The sequence below is a fragment of the Billgrantia sp. C5P2 genome (genome assembly GCF_051062895.2).
The window spans coordinates 2,090,167-2,105,127 of record NZ_CM128542.1 but is presented as its reverse complement, the minus strand read 5'-3'; the positions used below and the strand labels follow the sequence as shown (position 1 = coordinate 2,105,127).

Genomic DNA, 14,961 nt, shown 5'->3' with positions numbered 1-14,961 from the left:
ACACATGGCCGCACCGCCCCGCCGCCGCCAGAAGCTGGCGGAACTGATCAGCGACGACATCAAGCGCTGGATTGCCACCGAAGGCTTGACCGAGGGCGAACGCCTGCCCAACGAGAAGACCCTGATGGAGCTCTACGGCTGCGCCAAGGGAACCGTGCGCGAAGCCCTCAAGATCCTCGAAGTGGAAGGGCTGATCACCCTCAAGACCGGCCCCAACGGCGGTGCCGTGATCAACATGCCGACCATGGAACCGGCCAGCCGCATGCTGCGCAACTTCCTGCACTTCAAGTCGCTGGACGGCCACCAGGTGTACCAACTGCGCAAGCTGCTGGAAGTCGAGCTGGCGGTATCGGTGGTCGGGCGGCTCAGCGAGTTGGACCTGGCCAACCTCGAGGCGAACATGGCGGCCTGCGAGCACAGCCACCCAGGCGACGAGGACCAGCGCCGCCAGCGCTTCCTCGAGCTTGAGTTTCACAACCTGCTGGCCCGGGCCTGCCCCAACCCCCTGCTCGCCTTCATGTGCCGCTTCCTCAACGACATGCTGCGCGACCTGGTGGTGGTCAAGAAGGCCTACGTTCCCGAGCGCAAGCAGTTCGATGAGGCCAACCACTGCTACCACCGCGAACTGGTGGACGCCTATCGGGCGCAGGACAGCGAGCGTGTCCGCGCCCTGATGCAGGAGCACATGGAAGACGCCGAACACCACATGTCTGCGCTGGAAGCCGAAATGGCGGACCAGATGCTCGTCGATCAGAGCGCCTTCGGCGAACGCTCCGAGGAGTCGCCGCTGCGCCAGTACACCCCCGCCCGCTAGCCCCGATACAAGCACGACGAAGGAAGCGATAAAAAAGGAAGCGACATGACACGTACTCAGACTCAAGCTCATACGCAAGCTCAGGTTCAGGCCGCTCCAAGCCTCGATCAGCTGCGCACCGACAGCGACCGACTGTGGCAGGCCCTGATGGACCTGGCCAAGCTCGGCGCCACGCCCAAGGGCGGGGTCAACCGCCAGGCCCTCACCGAGCTCGACCGACAAGCACGCGACCTGTTCATCGAATGGTGCCGCGCCGAAGGATGCCGCATCCGCATCGACAACATCGGCAACATTTTTGCCCGCCGCCCCGGCCAGGACGCCGATGCCCCTGCAGTGGTCACCGGCAGCCACCTCGACACCCAGCCCACCGGCGGCAAGTACGATGGCTGCTTCGGCGTGCTGGCCGGGTTGGAGGTGATTCGTACCCTCAACCAGCACGGCATCAGGACCCGCGCACCGATCGAAGTCGTCGCCTGGACCAATGAGGAAGGCTGCCGCTTCCCCCCCTGCATGATGGGTTCGGGCGTGTTCGCCGATCAGCTTTCGCTCGACAAGATGCTCGCCCAGACCGACGCCGAAGGCACCACGGCCGGCGACGCGCTGGATGCCATCGGCTACCGCGGCAGCGATACGGTTACGCCGAGCGAGATCAAGGCTTACTTCGAGGCCCATATCGAACAGGGGCCGATTCTCGAAGACACCGGCAACACCGTCGGCGTGGTGATCGGCGCCCTGGGCCAGAAGTGGTTCGACCTCACCCTCACCGGTGTCGAGGCCCACGCCGGCCCCACGCCCATGGCCCTGCGCAAGGACGCCATGATGGGCGCCGCGGAAGTGACCCTGGCCGTCAATCGCATCGCCAACGCGCATCAGCCCCACGGGCGCGGCACCGTGGGCGTAATGAACCTGCACCCCGGCTCGCGCAACGTCATCCCCGGCCAGGTGCAGATGACCGTGGACCTGCGCCACTTGGAACCCGCAACGCTCGATAGCATGGCTGCTGAACTCGAAGCGACGATCACCGAGATCGGCCAGCGCCACGGCCTTGCCGCCGAACTCACGCCCACTGCCGACTTCGCTCCCGAGCACTTCGACGAGCGCTGCGTCGGCGCCGTGCGCCAGGCCGCCCAACGGCTCGACTGCCCGCACATGGATATCGTCAGCGGCGCCGGCCACGATGCGATCTTCGTCAATCGCGTTGCCCCGGCCGCGATGATCTTCGTGCCCTGCGAGAACGGCATCAGCCACAACGAGATCGAGAACGCCACCCCCCACGACTTGCACAGCGGTTGCAACGTATTGCTCCACGCCATGCTGGAAGCCGCCGGGGTCGTCGACGCCGACGAGGAGTGAGCCGACATGACGCACGCCCACCTTCCCGGCGATCTTGCCACGCTCACGGCCAGCCAGGCGCTGGCCCTGTTCCGGCGCAAGGCGCTCTCACCGGTCGAGCTGACCGAAGACTGCCTGGCCCGTATCGAACGCCACCAGCCCCGCCTGAACGCCTTCGCCCATGTGGCGGGCAAGCAGGCCCTGGAAGCCGCCCGCGCTTCGGAAAGCCGCTGGCTGGCCGGTACACCCTGCGGCCCGCTGGACGGCATTCCCACCACCATCAAGGACCTGACCCAGACCCGCGGCATGCCGACCCGGCTGGGCTCGAGCACCAGCGACTCAGACGGGCCATGGGATTCCGACGCTCCTGTCAGCCGACACCTGCGCGAAGCCGGTGCCGTGCTCATCGGCAAGACCACTTCACCGGAATTCGGCTGGAAGGGAGTGACCGACAACCCGCTCCACGGCATCACGCGCAACCCTTGGAATACCCGCCTGACCCCGGGCGGCTCCTCCGGCGGCGCGGCAGCCGCGGCGGCACTCAACCTCGGCCTGCTCCACCAGGGCAGCGATGCCGGCGGCTCGATCCGCATACCCTGCAGCTTCACCGGCACCTTCGGCATCAAGCCCACCTTCGGCTGGGTACCGCAGTGGCCGGCAAGCATCATGGGCACCCTCTCACACCTGGGCCCCATGACCCGCAGCGCCGAAGACAGCGCCCTGATGCTCAGCGTCATGGCCCAGCCGGACCCGCGCGACGGCCACCTCGGCAACCCCGCTCGCTGCGACTGGCTGTGCCCACCGCCGCCAAGCCTGAAAGGGTGGCGCATCGCCTACAGCGCCGACCTGGGCTACGCCAAGGTCGCACCGGACATTGCCGAGCAGGTCGAACGCGCCGTCGGGCTGTTGCGCGAGCTTGGCGCCACGGTAGAACGGCTCGACCCCGGCTTCGACGACCCCCGCCGCACCTTCGACACTCTCTGGTTCGCCGGCGCCTCGCAGCTGTTGGAACGGCTGGACGAGCGGCAGCAACGGCAGCTCGACCCCGGGCTTCTGACCATTGCCCGTCGCGGCCAGGACGTCTCCCTGAGCGACTACCTGGCGGCCTGCCGCGAGCGCGAGCGGCTCACCGCCCACATGGCCGAATTCCACCAGCGCTACGACCTGCTGGTCACACCCACCCTGCCGATCTCCCCCTTCGAAGCCGGCCGCGACGTACCTCCAGAAGGCGGCTACGGCTCCTGGGTGGACTGGACCCCCTTCAGCTACCCGTTCAACCTGACCCAGCAGCCGGCCGCCTCGATGCCCTGCGGCCTCGATGCCCATGGGCTACCCGTCGGCCTTCACCTGGTCGGCCCCAAGTTCCAGGACATCAAGGTGATCCACGCAGCACGCCTGCTCGAACCGCACCTGCCCAGGCTGGCGCCCCCCGGCCTTGGCCCCGGCTAGCCAGACCGGTGGCCATGACTGAATGACCAGTACAAAGCAAAGCGCCAGGCATAAGCCCGGCGCTTTATTGCTATTGGTCCTGCCATTGGTCCATTCGCAACAATGCAGTCGTTCAATTTATGAGAAATTTACTGCTCAACATTTAAGAAGCAAAACACAAATGGAGCAAAATAATGCTCAGAATTATGATAATAAGCTATAATTGAGCAATGTTATGCTCATACGGTCCCGGACATGCAGCTCACGATTCAGATTTACCATGACCAGCGCTGGCAAGATGCCGCCCTGTTGGACATCCCCGATCCCGAACGGGGCGTTCATGGTGCCGCCGAATTGAGCTACCTGCAGGATTACGCCATCGACTGGCTGTTTCACGACGACGAGCACGCCTGCAGCCTGACACTGCCAGTCGAGCTGATGATGAAACATCGCGCCGAGCGCTGGTTCGGTTTCCTCGAGGACATCATGCCCGCCGGCGCCAGCCGCCGTTACTGGGTAACCCACCTGGGAATGCAGGGTACCTCTGCCGGCGAGCAAGACAGCGCCCTGCTGCGGCATGGCACCATTGCCCCGGTAGGCAACCTACGCATCAAGGAGGCCCTACCCCAGCGCCTCGCCGGCTCACGCCTGGAAGCGCATCGCTTCACCCTGCAAGACGTGGTGGAACGCCACGCCGACTTCCTGGAATACGCTCAACAGATGGGCGCGGCGAGCGGCGGTGCCACCGGTGCCGGCGGCGAAGCGCCCAAGCTGTTGCTGCGTCGTACCACTGATGACAAAGTCTGGATCGACACCTGGCAGGACGACCCTGGCAACCACGATCGCGCCTATCTGGTGAAGTTTCCCCGCGGCCAGCGTAGCCAGGACGACTGCGACATCCTGCGGGCGGAATACCACTACTACCAGGAGCTGGCTGCGCTGGGCATCGACACCATCGATACCGGCGCCATGCAACTGATCGAGGGCGAGCGCTATCCTTCGCTGTGGCTCCCACGTTTCGATATTGCGATGCATGAAAACGGCCAGGCACGCTTTGGACTGGAATCCATCTACGCCATCTTCGGTGCTGCACCCGGTGCGCATCTCAACCATTTCCAGGTGATCCGCGGCCTGGTCGAAAGACTCGAACGGCAGAATCGCGTCACACAAGGCAAGCAGCCCTTCGATACCGCTGCCTTCGTCAGCGAGTGGGTCAAGCGCGACCTGTTCAACGTGGCCTTCGGCAACTCCGACAACCATGGCCGCAATGCCGCCCTGCTCAAGCGGCCTGAAGGCATCTGGCACGCACCGGTTTACGACTTCGCCCCGATGAAGGCCGACCCGGAAGGAGTCACCCGCACCACGCGCTGGGGTTCGCCTTTCGAAGAAGGGGGCGAGTTCGACTGGCAGGCCATTGCCGAGGAACTGAACGATCTGGCACCTGCACCGCAACTCATGCAGGAGCTGCGAACCTTGGCCGGCCAACTGGTGGGGCTACAGGAGCGGCTGCGTGAGCGTGGCGTTCCCGAGCGCATCCTGACCATGCCCGCGGTCGGCCTCGGCACCCTGGAAAGCCGCCTGAAACGCTGGAGCCTGCTATGACCTGGAGCACGCCATGAAGAAGCACGAGCTGACGCCGGACGAACGCGAGCAGAAGCTCCTCGACGTGGCGCGCCAGCTGCTTACCGAGGAGATCAGCGAGGGCCAAGCCCTGCGCATCTTGAGGCGGGACGTGCTGGGGCTATCCCAGGACGCCTATGCCAAGCTGGTCGGCATCAGCCGCCGCACCCTGTCCGACCTGGAACGCAACCGCGCCAATATGACGCTGGACGCCATGAACCGCGTCTACCGCCCGCTGGGCCTGAGGGTGGGCTTGCTGCCGCGTCAGCGGGCGCTGCTGGAGCGGGCGCTCGAGCAGTAGGTATGCACCAGCCAGACAAGGCCGAGCGGCAGGACCTGGCAAGGCGCGCCGCATGGCTGCTACACCTACCTTATAGAAAGAGGAGACGAAGAGGAAAACACACAGGGCCCTTGGGCCTGGGGGCAGGGAGGACACCATGCAGCGCCTGTACTTTCTGATACCCGACAAGGAGACCACGACCGACATCGTCAATGAGCTGAACATGATGGGGTTGACTAAAGACAACCTGCACGTCATGGGCAAGGATTGGAAACCCCTGGAAAAGGAGGGGGTACCGATCGCCACCCTGCTCCAGACAAGCGATGTCGTCAATGCCGCGAAGCGCGGCGCCATCGTCGGGGCAGTACTAGGCTTTGTGCTGGGCTTGATCGCGCACTACGTCCTGATCGATACGAACATCGTCTGGATGGCCCTCGGCATGACGGTCTTCGGGGCGCTGTTCGGCGTTTGGACCAGCACGATGGTCGGCGTCTCCGTGCGCGACATCAAGGTCAGCAAGTTCAATAAAGCGATCAAGAGAGGCGCAATGCTGCTGATCATAGACGTTCCCGACGAACGAGAAGAAGCATTCAGAACTGCGATCGAGAGCCACCACCCCGAAGTGGTCATAGAAAAGGTGAGCCCCCAGGAGCGGAAACAGCATGTGGGTGAAGGCCACTGACTCAACCGGCCTCGCCCAAGCCTGTTCCGACCAACCTCTCGCTCGGTGGCTGCAGGCGCGAATCAGCCTCAAAGATCTCCGGCGAGTAGTTCTCGCGGACGCAGGCCGTTTCGAAGACAGTAAAGGCCGATCAACGGGAAAGCACCGACCGGACCCGCCACCGACTGAGCATGAAGAGCGCCATGCTGACGCTGATGGACGCCAGCAGCGCCAAGACGAAAGTGGCCATGGGAGGCACCGAACCGACCATAAGCGCCGTGACGACAGCGAAGGCAACCAGGCTCAACATGCCATGCTGGGCCACGGATACCGTACAGCGGGCGACCTCGGCCCCGTAGCGCTGATGCAGAGTCCAGCCGATAGTGAACAGCCCCACGGGAAAGCCCACCAGCACACCGGACAGCACCGGCCCCGAGCGTGCGGCAAGCGTGGTCGCCACGCCCACCACGAGCCCAGCCAATAGGCCGCGCAACAGCAGATCGAACCAACCCGAACCGGCCACCACGACAGGCTGCTTCAGGTCGAGCGCGCGCCGAATTCCCTCGGCCATTGCCAATACGATGATGTACAGCAGCACCGCGGCCCAGATATCTCCCGGCAGCAGCGAGAACAGGAAGGCTGCCGGAATCCAGCAGAGCGTCGCCAAGCCAAGGCTGCCTAGTGCACCCAACCTGGCGGCGGCAATGACGTAGCAGCTACTGAACAGCAGGGTCGCCACCAGCGCATGCAGGGTCGAGAGCACCGCCGACCGGACGAACTCGGCACTCTGCTCCTGCAGCATGAAGAAATAGCCAGGCCCCAGTACGATGGGCGTCCCGGCAAGAATCCCGCCGAGGCGGGGGCCAAGTCTGGCCACCGTCACGGAAACGCCTATCACCACCAAGGCGGTTGCAACCAGCTTGGTCAGCAGCATGCTCAGCATGGGTGGCGCAGTGCGTCCTCCATGGCCTGCGCCTGGCGCAGCAGCGTATCGTCCTGGCCGTTGCGGCCTACCAGCATGATGCCGCTAGGCAGTTCACCCGCGGCGTGGCTAGGCAGTGTGATCGCACAAAGATCCAACAGGTTGGCTACGGTCGGGTTGCGCAGCACCAGCAAGTTGAGCCGCGCGTACCCTTCGTCGCTCTCCAATTCCTGCATGCGAGGCGGCACGATCGGCACAGTGGGCGCGAGCAGGCCATCGTAGCCTTGCAGCCACGCATCCATCTCGCACATCCGTGCCTGCCGTCGCTTGCAGAGCTCGAGGTAATCGGCCGCCGAGATATTGGCGCCCTTCTCGATCCGGGAATGCACTCGAGGGTCGTAGCTCCCGGCATGCTCTGCCAACCACTCACGATGCAGGAAATAGCTCTCGGCCGCCGTGAACCCGCCCCCCTCCATCAGCTCAGGCAGTGCACCAAGCACCGGCACGGGCGCCTCGACGATCACCGCTCCGGCCGCACGCAGTTGACGCAGGCTTCGGTCGAAGGCCTGCGCCACCGTGTCGTCCATAGCGTCGAGCATGTAGGTTTCGGGCACCACGAAGCGGCGCCCGCTCAGATCATAGGGCGCCAAGGAGCGGTAGGCGCGGCCCGACAGGACGGCGTCCAGGCGGGCGCAGCAGGCCACGCTACGGGCGATGGGGCCAATCGAATCCAGGCTGTCCGAGAGCGGGAAGGTGCCATCGCGGGGAATGCGCCGTTGCGAAGGCTTGAACCCCACCAGGCCGCAGAAGGCCGCGGGGATACGCACCGAGCCGCCGGTATCGGTGCCGATTGCCGCTACCGCCATCCCCTGGGCCACGGCCACCGCGGAACCTGACGAGGAGCCGCCAGGGATACGCCCCGGCGCCAGCGGGTTTTCCGGCGTACCGAAATGCGGGTTCAACCCCAGGCCGGAATAGGCGAACTCGGTCATGTTGGTATGCCCCGTGATCACCGCCCCGGCCCGACGCAGCCGTGTGACGATGCAGGCATCCCCAACTGCCGGCTCGCTCCACCAGCGCGAGCCGGCATGAGACACTTCGCCGGCCACATCGAACAGCGCCTTGAGCGCTATCGGCAGGCCGGCGAGCTCGCCCACCGGCACGCCGGCCCGACGCAAGGCATTCGCCGCCTCGGCCTCGGCGCATGCGGTCTGATCGAAGCGAGCCGTATACACCCGTGCCTCAGGATCGTCCTTCTCGTCGCTGTTCACCCAGCAGGCCTCGAGCAGCGCTCTGGCTTGAAGGTTGCCCTCCTCCAGGTCATCGATGAGCTGGCGAAGCGTGAGCCCGGCGGAGAGTTCAGCGGCAAGCGTCAATGTCTCCTGTGTCTTCATGCGACCACCGGTAGCGTCTTGATACGGTAATGGTGCTCGAGCTCCTGCCCCCTGACCGGATCCGTCAGCACCACGCGAAATGCATCGGCGGCGCGTACCTCGCCCATGACCGGCAAGGTACCGCAGAGCATCGCTTGTCCCGGCGCCAGACGCACCTCGTCGAGCCCAAAGCGGCGCAGCAGCTCGGCAGGGTGGAGCAAGCCCGTCACCCCGCCCTGCTGATAGACCACCTCCCGCCCTTCGATCGTAGCGTAAGACGTCATCTGCAATTCATCCCAATGGTCGAGCACGCTCTCCAGGCGCCACACCTTGCGGCTGACCGGCTTGGCACAGACCTGCTTGGAGTGCGCCACCGACCAGGCTTCCGCCTCGCGATCGGTATGGTCGGAGCCGATACCGACAAGCGTGCCCTGTAGCGTGCCGATCAGCACGACCTCCACTTCACCGCTCGAGGCCTCGCCGAGCACCTGGATCGTCGGCTCGGTGGTCAACTGGTTGGCAGCAACGCGATAGAACAGCGGCGTTGCCGAGGGCGGCTTCACGCCGATCGCCTCGAGTTCTTCGATATGCTCATCGATGGCTGCCTGCTCGCGCCCGGCCCACCCGGCGATGATCAGCTCCTGAATATCGACCTTCAGGGCCTTGTCGGTCTCCGATACATGGAAAATCAACATTCTCTGGCTCCATTGGCACTTGTCGTTGGGAGGCTCAATTCAGCACTTCGGGAAGATAGAGGGCGACGGCCGGGAACAGCACGAGCACCACGGCCATCAGCAGCATGATGCCGACATAGGGAATGGCGCCGACCATCACGTCGTTGAACGATCCCCCCTGGCGCACGCCTTGCACCACATAGAGATTGAGACCGACGGGCGGCGTAATCAGCGCCATCTCGATCAGCAAAATCAGCAGGATGCCGAACCATACCGGGTCGAACCCCAGGCCGATCATGATCGGGGCGACGATCGGAATCGTGATCACCATGAGCGAGAGCGTCTCGATGAAAAAGCCGAGTACGATATAGAGGGCAATCACCATCAGCAGCGTGGCATAGGGCCCGAGGCCAGCGGTCTCGAGAAAGCTCCTCAGCTCCCGTGTGATGCCGGCCGACGCCAGCACGAAGTTGAGGAAGTACGAAGCGATGATGATCAACATGATCATTCCCGTAGTTCGCATCGTGCCGTCCAGCGCTTCGACGATGATCGCCAGCGACAGCTTGCGCATCGTCACGGCGATCAGCAGCGCCCCGATAACTCCGAGCGAAGCGGCCTCGGTGGGTGTCGCCCAGCCGGCATAGATCGACCCCACCACGACGCCAAACAACAGCAGCACGGGCACCAGATGGCGCAGGCCCGAGAAACGCTCCCGCCAGCTGTGGCGGCGGCTGGGCCCGCCCAGGCTGGGCCGCCACAGGCAGATCAGCGCCGTGCCCAGGATGAACAGCAGGGCCAGCAGCAAGCCCGGCAGCAACCCTGCGGCAAACAGCCGGGGAATGGAGGTTTCCGTCAAGAACCCATAGACGATCAGGTTGATCGAAGGCGGGATCATGATGCCCAAGGTGCCGCCGGCAGCGATCGAACCGGTGAACAGGCGCTGGTCGTACTTCATCTCCTTGCCCTGGGGGATCGCCACGGTACCGATGGTCGCCGCGGTGGCCACGCTCGAACCGGAAGTCGCCGAAAACAGCGTGGCAGTACCGATGTTGGCATGCAGCAGACCGCCCGGCAGCCACGACAGCCAGCTCTCCAGCGCCCGGTAGGTCCCCTTGGCGATACCGGTACGCACCAGGATCTCCCCCAGCAGGATGAAGAGGGGAATCGCGATCAGCAGGAAGCTGTCCGAAGCCGACCACAGGACATCGCCCAGAGCCCTGACCAAAGGGAAAGGAGAAAAGAATTCGTCGAGAAACAAGCCGAGCGCGATGAGCGTGGCGGCCACCGGCACGCTCAGCACCAATAGCAGCAGCAGAACCAGCAAAGCCATCAGGATCATGAGGCGTATTCCTTGTTCTCTTCCAGCCGCTCATCCAGCGTGGGGCTCCCGGCCAGTTGCTGAATGCGCCCAGTGTCTCCATTCAGCAGCGCGAAGAGCACACGCAGCAACACCAAGCCGACCGCCAGAGCGAACCACGCCAGCCCAAGCAGCCACAGCGCCTGGGGTATCCAGACCGGCGTTCCCAAGGGAGTATTGGCCCGCGCCCCGCCGGCGTAGGAGCTTGCGGCGATGTCGAATGCCGCTCCGACCACCAGGACGCAGAAGAGCGCCATTGCCAGCAGCGCCAGCAGGTCCAGCACGCCGCGAATGCGAATAGGCAGGTTCACGTAAAGGGCATCGATACGAATGTGCGCCTTACGCATCAGGGTGTAGGCAAACGCCCAACTGGAGCTGATCGCCATGATGTAGCCGGTGAGTTCCGTGGCATGCACCGCCGACCGACCCATCAGGCGGCGAGACAGCACCTCCACCGTTACCATGGCTACCGTCAGAAGAATCAGTACACCGCCGGCACGCGCCAGCCACAGCGACCCCACCTGCACGATACCCAGCGCACGGTCGAGCCCATCATTTACCCGCTGAAACATAACGTTCTCCGAGGCGGGCCGGGTCATGCCCAGCCCGCTAGCAACGGTCAAGTCCAGTAAGTTAGCGAGACGCGCTCAAGCCTGTGACTTCTCCCACGGTCTCGTTCCAGCGGTCCACCCATTCCTGATCGACACGGTTGGCCCAGTTGGGCAGCAGGGTTTCTTCGAGGTGGAGCGAGACCTCCTGGAAGTCCTCATCGGTCGCTTCCACCAGCACCATGTCGCCCGGCTCCCCACGCGAGCAGTCGCCATCGCCGGTCAGGCAGGCGATGCCTTCGCGGGTCTCTTCCACTGCCGACTCCCATACGGGCGCCTCGTAGTTCTCGCGAATCTCCTCCAGCAGCCACTCCTGGGTATCGCTGGAGAGCGAGTTCCACTTGTTTCCGTTCATGGCCGTTACCACGTGGTCCCAACCGCCGACGGGTAGCGGATAGAGGTGCGTCGACACTTCATGCCAGCCGGAGCTGTAGCCGGAAAGCGAACCGGTTACGGCGCAGTCGATCACGCCCCGCTGCAGGGCGCCGGGCACCTCACTGAAGCTGAGGGTGATGCCCTCGGCACCGAGGGCCTCGAGAAACTCGGCCGTGGTGCGTCCGCTGGCGCGAACCTTCTTGCCGGCAAGATCGCCCAGGCCTTCGATTTCGGCATTACAGAACACCATCTGTGACGGATAGGGCACCACCGCGAGGAGTTGCGCCCCCGAAAAGCGCTTGGTAAAGGCGTCCGCCAATACCGGACGGTAGGCCTCGGCCACTTCGCGCGCCGTTTCCACATCCGGCGCAATCATCGGCATGTCGAGCCCTTCGAGCTCGGGAGCGTCCTGAACGGCGTAATCGGCAACGGTGGAACCTACCTCCACCACGTCGCGGGCCATCAGGCGGTAGACCTCGCCCCCGTCGAGCCCCATCTGGTCGAAGGTCGTCACCTCTGTGGTAATACGCCCCTCGGAGGCTTCCGGTAGGTGCTCCTCCCAAAAGGGTCGCTCGAAATTCTGGAACAGCGAAAGGCTGCTCCAGCTACCCACATAGGAAAGGCTGGCCTGATCCAGTTCCTGAGCTGCAGCCTGCCCTGCCGAAACGCATAGACCAGCCGCGATGGCTGAGACGAGACTTGTTCTTGTAGTCAGCATGGTTTCCTCACTTATCTGCGTCGTGATGGTTATAGTAGGGCCAGCTCACTGTCGGGAATGTCGGTCACCAGCATGTGGCCCGGGCTGTGGGTAATGGCGAGTTCGATACCGGCATCCATCAGAACCTGCTGAGGCGTTACCCCACAGGCCCAAAAAACCGGCAACTCACCCTCACCCACCGATACCGCGTCCCCGTAGTCCGGGGAGCGCAAATCCGCAATTCCAATCCGGGAAGGATCGCCCAGGTGCACCGGGGCACCATGAGCCTGGGGAAAGCGTGTCGTGACCTGGATGGCACGAATGGCATCAGCAGCCTTCATTGGGCGCATCGATACCACCAGGTTTCCAGCGAAGCCCCCCGCGGTCACCAGAGGAAGCGAAGTCCGGTACATGGGCACGTTGCGCCCCTCCTCGATGTGCCGAACCGGCAACCCGGCCTGCCGCAGGGCATGCTCGAAGGTAAACGAACACCCCAGGGCGAAGGTCACGAGATCGTCGCGCCACTCCGCATCGACGTGGCTGACGGTTGCCTGCAAATGGCCCTCGCGAAAGATGCGATAGGTGGGAACATCGCGAGCGATATCGAGATCGCTACCGAGCGTGGCGCAGCTGCGTGCGCCCGGCTCGCTGACGGCGAGCAAGGGGCAAGGTTTCGGGTTCGCCTGGCAGAAACGCAAGAAGCCATTTGCCTGCGGCTCGGGAAGGATGACGAGATTGGCTTGTACGAAGCCATAGGCCAGCCCAGCAGTGGGCGCCTGCAAGCGGCCCTCTCTCGCCGCCCAGCGAACCTCGGCAGGAGAGGAATGGGCCGTAGGAAGAATGGAGTCGTCCGGGCGGGGAATCGTCATCGATCGACCTCAACTGACGTTTCCCTTCAGTTAAGGCAGAAGCGATGATTAATACAAATCGAAATTAAGTATCACAATTGATCAGCTTTTTGGATCAGAAGTGACATCAGGCATGCCGAGAGGCTCGAAACCCTCCACGAGAAGCGGTTTGCAGCGAAAGCTCTGCCACCGCCCTCACCACGTTGGCACCGGGGGCCGTACTGTAGGCCACGTTGAAGGCCAGGTCGGGCAGTGCTGCCTCGACGCTGAATTGTCGGAGAGTGCCGCTCTCGAGTTCCTGGGAGACGATTTCACGGGGCAGCGCACTCACCCCGATACCATCCAACGCCATCCGTATGATGGTTGAGAGCGAAGAACTGGAATGGATCCGTGTGGAGTGGTTCATCGGATCGACGAGGGAGCGAATCACGGTATACGGTTCGCTGCGACGCGGATAGGTGATGATCGGCCACTTGGCCAGCTCCGCAAGGGTAATTGGCCCCGTGGGTATTGCCAGTTTCGGGCTCGCCACCCATACCAGCGAATAGCGACACAAGTCCTCGTTCGTGAAACCGGGCTGGTTTACCTTCCCCATCAGAAAGGCAATGTCGATGTCATGGTTGGTCAGCTTGTCGGCCAGATTGACCGAAATATCGATATCCAGCTCCAGGTTGATGGCCGGATAGGCCTCGCTGACGCGCTCGATCAAACGCGGCAGCCAAGTGTAGGCGATGGTTTCCGCCACGCCGAGGCGAATGCTGCCCTGCAGGCATTCCGCCTTGGCCACGACCTGCAGCATCTCACCCTGTAGATGCAGCAGTCTCTCGGCGTAGGCGAGCAGCTCGCGCCCCTTCGCCGTCAGCACCACGCGACGGCCGGTTCGCTCGAACAGCTCGACCCCCAACTCATCTTCCAGCCCCGAGATCCGGGCGGAAACGGAGGGCTGTGACGTATAGAGCCGCTGCGCCGCGGCCCGAAAGCTGCCCAGACGCGCAATCCAGACAAATGTCTCCAGGCTGCGAAAATTCATGCCATCTCCCCTGTTTTCTGGCCGCTGCGCTGGAGTTTGCCTCAGCGCTCCGGGCACCGCTAGAGATGGACAGACTGTGCCAGCAGCCTACTCCGCCGCTTCGCGCTTGCGCACAACATCGACCCTGTGCTGCTGCCGGGTCCACTTGCCCTGGGGCTTGTCGATGTACTGGAAGTACTCGTTGGTGAAGTTGCCCTGGTTGCAGGTGGTGCGGTAGCAGGCCGTAGGCACCTCGTCGCGGGGCAATACCTTGTTGAACACTCCCGGCCCGGTCAGCTCGAAAATGTTCTTCTCGGTTGCCTCCTCGATGTTGGCGAGAATGGCCTCTCCGATACGCACGATGTGAGGGTTCGCCGGCTTGCTGGCGATGAAGTAGTTGCTGATCTCGCCGCGGCGGGTAGTGATGTAGAGCTCATCCATCCCGGGCTTGACGATCCGCGCCAGCGGCCACACCGCATGGCCGTCGATATCCATGTAGACACCGCCGTGCTTCTGCAGCACCAGCACCCGCCAGAAATCGGCCTGGGCCGCCCCCACCTGCAGGCGTGAATAGGCCGCGAGGATCTCCGGTGAGTAGTTCTCGCGAATGTATGCTTCCCGGGCTTCGGTGATCATGAAGCGATACTCGAAACCAGGCGCCATCAGGCGGTTGAACAGGTAGTTCAGGTAAACCGGCAGCGTGGCCTTGTCGGTGAAGTTGGTCTGCCAGATGATGCGCGGCACCTTGGAAGGTCGGCTGGAAGGCCACCACGGCGAGGCCCGCTCGGGGATGGTGAAGCGCTTGTCGGGAAATGCATAGTGGAAACCATAGGAAGCCAGCTTGGTGACGTTGGCCAGCAGTTTCACGACCCTGGCGAATACCAGCACACCGATGTTCTTCACTTGCTTCCCCTTGTCGAAGTATGAGGCCATACCGGCATGACTCGTCCGGATACCCCTGCT

The 14,961-nt window shown here is 63.6% G+C and carries 15 protein-coding genes; 6 read left to right on the top strand and 9 right to left on the bottom strand.

Annotation, left to right across the window (positions count from 1 at the left end; translation table 11 throughout):
• Positions 1-4 precede the first annotated feature (4 nt).
• The 6 genes from ACRWQA_RS09615 to ACRWQA_RS09590 all read left to right on the top strand — a co-directional run bounded on the left by ACRWQA_RS09615 (position 5) and on the right by ACRWQA_RS09590 (position 6,156).
• Positions 5-814 carry a FadR/GntR family transcriptional regulator gene (locus ACRWQA_RS09615; protein WP_434228283.1) on the top strand — a complete coding sequence of 270 codons (810 nt, stop codon included), beginning with the start codon at positions 5-7 and terminating at the stop codon, positions 812-814.
• 45 nt (positions 815-859) lie between these two features.
• The gene (locus tag ACRWQA_RS09610; protein WP_434228285.1) at positions 860-2,167 is read left to right on the top strand and encodes a Zn-dependent hydrolase; all 1,308 of its coding nucleotides are present in this window, start codon (positions 860-862) and stop codon (positions 2,165-2,167) included.
• A 6-nt stretch (positions 2,168-2,173) separates the two neighbouring features.
• Positions 2,174-3,595, top strand: a complete 1,422-nt coding sequence (locus ACRWQA_RS09605) for an amidase (protein ID WP_434228287.1) — start codon at positions 2,174-2,176, stop codon at positions 3,593-3,595.
• 234 nt (positions 3,596-3,829) lie between these two features.
• Positions 3,830-5,176 carry a type II toxin-antitoxin system HipA family toxin gene (locus ACRWQA_RS09600; protein WP_434228289.1) on the top strand — a complete coding sequence of 449 codons (1,347 nt, stop codon included), beginning with the start codon at positions 3,830-3,832 and terminating at the stop codon, positions 5,174-5,176.
• A 13-nt stretch (positions 5,177-5,189) separates the two neighbouring features.
• On the top strand, positions 5,190-5,495 hold the full coding sequence (locus tag ACRWQA_RS09595) for a helix-turn-helix transcriptional regulator (protein ID WP_434228291.1): 306 nt from the start codon (positions 5,190-5,192) through the stop codon (positions 5,493-5,495).
• 136 nt (positions 5,496-5,631) lie between these two features.
• Positions 5,632-6,156, top strand: coding sequence for a DUF1269 domain-containing protein (locus ACRWQA_RS09590; RefSeq protein ID WP_434228292.1), 525 nt, complete (start codon positions 5,632-5,634; stop codon positions 6,154-6,156).
• A 130-nt stretch (positions 6,157-6,286) separates the two neighbouring features.
• Here the strand turns inward: ACRWQA_RS09590 and ACRWQA_RS09585 are convergent, their stop codons facing one another.
• The 9 genes from ACRWQA_RS09585 to ACRWQA_RS09545 all read right to left on the bottom strand — a co-directional run bounded on the left by ACRWQA_RS09585 (position 6,287) and on the right by ACRWQA_RS09545 (position 14,931).
• Positions 6,287-7,078 (bottom strand): hypothetical protein, encoded by a 792-nt coding sequence (locus tag ACRWQA_RS09585; protein WP_434228294.1) that lies wholly within the window; start codon positions 7,076-7,078, stop codon positions 6,287-6,289.
• On the bottom strand, positions 7,072-8,451 hold the full coding sequence (locus ACRWQA_RS09580; protein ID WP_434228295.1) for an amidase: 1,380 nt from the start codon (positions 8,449-8,451) through the stop codon (positions 7,072-7,074). The genes ACRWQA_RS09585 and ACRWQA_RS09580 overlap by 7 nt, the downstream gene beginning before the upstream one ends.
• Positions 8,448-9,125, bottom strand: coding sequence for a DUF2848 domain-containing protein (locus ACRWQA_RS09575; protein ID WP_434228296.1), 678 nt, complete (start codon positions 9,123-9,125; stop codon positions 8,448-8,450). The genes ACRWQA_RS09580 and ACRWQA_RS09575 overlap by 4 nt, the downstream gene beginning before the upstream one ends.
• A 34-nt stretch (positions 9,126-9,159) precedes the next feature.
• Positions 9,160-10,443, bottom strand: coding sequence for a TRAP transporter large permease (locus tag ACRWQA_RS09570; protein ID WP_434228297.1), 1,284 nt, complete (start codon positions 10,441-10,443; stop codon positions 9,160-9,162).
• Complete coding sequence (locus tag ACRWQA_RS09565) at positions 10,440-11,033, bottom strand: TRAP transporter small permease subunit (protein WP_434228299.1); 594 nt, start codon at positions 11,031-11,033, stop codon at positions 10,440-10,442. The genes ACRWQA_RS09570 and ACRWQA_RS09565 overlap by 4 nt, the downstream gene beginning before the upstream one ends.
• Before the next feature lie 61 nt (positions 11,034-11,094).
• On the bottom strand, positions 11,095-12,162 hold the full coding sequence (locus ACRWQA_RS09560) for a TRAP transporter substrate-binding protein (protein WP_434228301.1): 1,068 nt from the start codon (positions 12,160-12,162) through the stop codon (positions 11,095-11,097).
• A gap of 29 nt (positions 12,163-12,191) precedes the next feature.
• On the bottom strand, positions 12,192-13,010 hold the full coding sequence (locus ACRWQA_RS09555) for a putative hydro-lyase (RefSeq protein WP_434228302.1): 819 nt from the start codon (positions 13,008-13,010) through the stop codon (positions 12,192-12,194).
• A 106-nt stretch (positions 13,011-13,116) separates the two neighbouring features.
• Entirely contained in the window at positions 13,117-14,019 is a 903-nt protein-coding gene (locus ACRWQA_RS09550) for a LysR family transcriptional regulator (RefSeq protein WP_434228304.1), read from the bottom strand.
• Between the two features lie 87 nt (positions 14,020-14,106).
• Complete coding sequence (locus ACRWQA_RS09545; protein WP_434228306.1) at positions 14,107-14,931, bottom strand: glycosyltransferase family 32 protein; 825 nt, start codon at positions 14,929-14,931, stop codon at positions 14,107-14,109.
• Between the last annotated feature and the right edge of the window lie 30 nt (positions 14,932-14,961).

Bases quoted from the DNA above. Each gene is read 5' to 3' on its own strand.
- ACRWQA_RS09615 (WP_434228283.1), top strand. From the start codon at position 5: ATGGCCGCACCGCCCCGCCGCCGCCAGAAGCTGGCGGAACTGATCAGC.
- ACRWQA_RS09610 (WP_434228285.1), top strand. From the start codon at position 860: ATGACACGTACTCAGACTCAAGCTCATACGCAAGCTCAGGTTCAGGCC.
- ACRWQA_RS09605 (WP_434228287.1), top strand. From the start codon at position 2,174: ATGACGCACGCCCACCTTCCCGGCGATCTTGCCACGCTCACGGCCAGC.
- ACRWQA_RS09600 (WP_434228289.1), top strand. From the start codon at position 3,830: ATGCAGCTCACGATTCAGATTTACCATGACCAGCGCTGGCAAGATGCC.
- ACRWQA_RS09595 (WP_434228291.1), top strand. From the start codon at position 5,190: ATGAAGAAGCACGAGCTGACGCCGGACGAACGCGAGCAGAAGCTCCTC.
- ACRWQA_RS09590 (WP_434228292.1), top strand. From the start codon at position 5,632: ATGCAGCGCCTGTACTTTCTGATACCCGACAAGGAGACCACGACCGAC.
- ACRWQA_RS09585 (WP_434228294.1), bottom strand. From the start codon at position 7,078: ATGCTGAGCATGCTGCTGACCAAGCTGGTTGCAACCGCCTTGGTGGTG.
- ACRWQA_RS09580 (WP_434228295.1), bottom strand. From the start codon at position 8,451: ATGAAGACACAGGAGACATTGACGCTTGCCGCTGAACTCTCCGCCGGG.
- ACRWQA_RS09575 (WP_434228296.1), bottom strand. From the start codon at position 9,125: ATGTTGATTTTCCATGTATCGGAGACCGACAAGGCCCTGAAGGTCGAT.
- ACRWQA_RS09570 (WP_434228297.1), bottom strand. From the start codon at position 10,443: ATGATCCTGATGGCTTTGCTGGTTCTGCTGCTGCTATTGGTGCTGAGC.
- ACRWQA_RS09565 (WP_434228299.1), bottom strand. From the start codon at position 11,033: ATGTTTCAGCGGGTAAATGATGGGCTCGACCGTGCGCTGGGTATCGTG.
- ACRWQA_RS09560 (WP_434228301.1), bottom strand. From the start codon at position 12,162: ATGCTGACTACAAGAACAAGTCTCGTCTCAGCCATCGCGGCTGGTCTA.
- ACRWQA_RS09555 (WP_434228302.1), bottom strand. From the start codon at position 13,010: ATGACGATTCCCCGCCCGGACGACTCCATTCTTCCTACGGCCCATTCC.
- ACRWQA_RS09550 (WP_434228304.1), bottom strand. From the start codon at position 14,019: ATGAATTTTCGCAGCCTGGAGACATTTGTCTGGATTGCGCGTCTGGGC.
- ACRWQA_RS09545 (WP_434228306.1), bottom strand. From the start codon at position 14,931: ATGGCCTCATACTTCGACAAGGGGAAGCAAGTGAAGAACATCGGTGTG.